The 1,310-nt window shown below is 44.7% G+C and carries 1 protein-coding gene; it reads right to left on the minus strand.

Annotated elements, in window-relative coordinates; all coding sequences use genetic code 11:
* Nucleotides 1-222: 222 nt before the first annotated feature.
* Nucleotides 223-1,242, minus strand: a complete 1,020-nt coding sequence (locus MIB40_RS19410; RefSeq protein ID WP_249697153.1) for an IS110 family RNA-guided transposase — start codon at nucleotides 1,240-1,242, stop codon at nucleotides 223-225.
* Nucleotides 1,243-1,310 lie beyond the last annotated feature (68 nt).

Genomic DNA, 1,310 nt, shown 5'->3' on the forward strand with positions numbered 1-1,310 from the left:
ATGTAATGTATGACTCGCCCTCCTTTTGCAAGTATAACGACAAATTAGTTTGCGGTAATGTATCCGGGATCTAAATGAGTAACTAATTTCTACTCGTCCCTCAATGAGTTCCGCCCATCATTATCCTCATAAGTCCTTCAGCATTGTCTGCTCTTACATTAATCAGGTTCTAATGATGGTTATTACTTTATTGTCATCAATTTGCAAACCGTGGGTGGGTGTTTATCTTGCAATATTAACCTTGTAAGGTTGCTCCCCTACAAGTACCGCCCAAATAATTCTCGCAAGCTTATTGGCCATAGCCACAATAGCAACAGGTTTTGGCTTCCTGGTGAGCAATTCCTTCATCCAGCCAGACCAAGCATGACCACCTTCTAGCTTCCATTGTATCGATGACCTGGCACCATGTATGAGCAACTTTCGTAATCCATTGCTGCCTCGTTTACTAATCCCCAGTAAAGTCGTTTTTCCTCCGGTTGAATACTGTCTTGGCACCAAACCAGCCCATGCAGAAAATTGTCGCCCTGAACGGAATTGTCTACCGTCTCCTACCCAGGCTAAAACATATCCTGCGGTCATGATGCCTACTCCTGGGATAGTAAGGAGCCGTTTTCCTGCATCGCTAGCATCAATCAACTGCTTTAATTGATTCTCCATTCTTTGTACCTGTTCTTGAATGGTTCGATATTGCTCACAAACTTCATTTAGAACAAATCGTAAAGCCATAGGTATGTCGTAATCCAAGTCCGCGGCAATACTCGACAATCTATCAATAAAACCTCTCCCTCGCTTCACTGGAATACCAAACTCCAACAAAAAGGCATGCCCCCGATTAATACAGGCAGTACGTTCAACGACTAAACCATCACGAAGTTTCAACAACGCGGCAAGCGCTTGTTGTTCTTCGCTTCGGACATGTGCAAATCGCATGTTAGGCCGCTGACCAGCCTCACAGATCGCCTCAGCATCAACCCAGTCATTTTTGTTGGACTTTACAAAGGGCTTAACGAACTTCGCAGGAATCAACTTGCACGCATGCCCGTAGGATATTGCTTTTCGTGCCCAGTAATGGGCTCCACCACAGGCTTCCATATAAATATTGCATTTCGGGAGCTTGGATAAATAGATAGCGAACTGCTTATTAGAAAGCTGCTTACGTTCGACCAAATTGCCTTTAGCATCTTGGCCTGCTATGTGGCATCCGTGCTTGCCAAGGTCTACACCTAGTGTTTGAATATTCATGATGATTCGCCTCTTGGGTTTCGTCACCTTCAGCCTAGTTTAGGGTGGGAGGCGAGTCATCTTATTAG

The organism is Aestuariirhabdus haliotis (assembly GCF_023509475.1).
Classification (GTDB): Bacteria; Pseudomonadota; Gammaproteobacteria; order Pseudomonadales; family Aestuariirhabdaceae; genus Aestuariirhabdus; species Aestuariirhabdus haliotis.

What these genes read in the sequence shown, in the direction of transcription:
- MIB40_RS19410 (WP_249697153.1), bottom strand. Translation starts at nt 1,242, where the DNA reads ATGAATATTCAAACACTAGGTGTAGACCTTGGCAAGCACGGATGCCAC.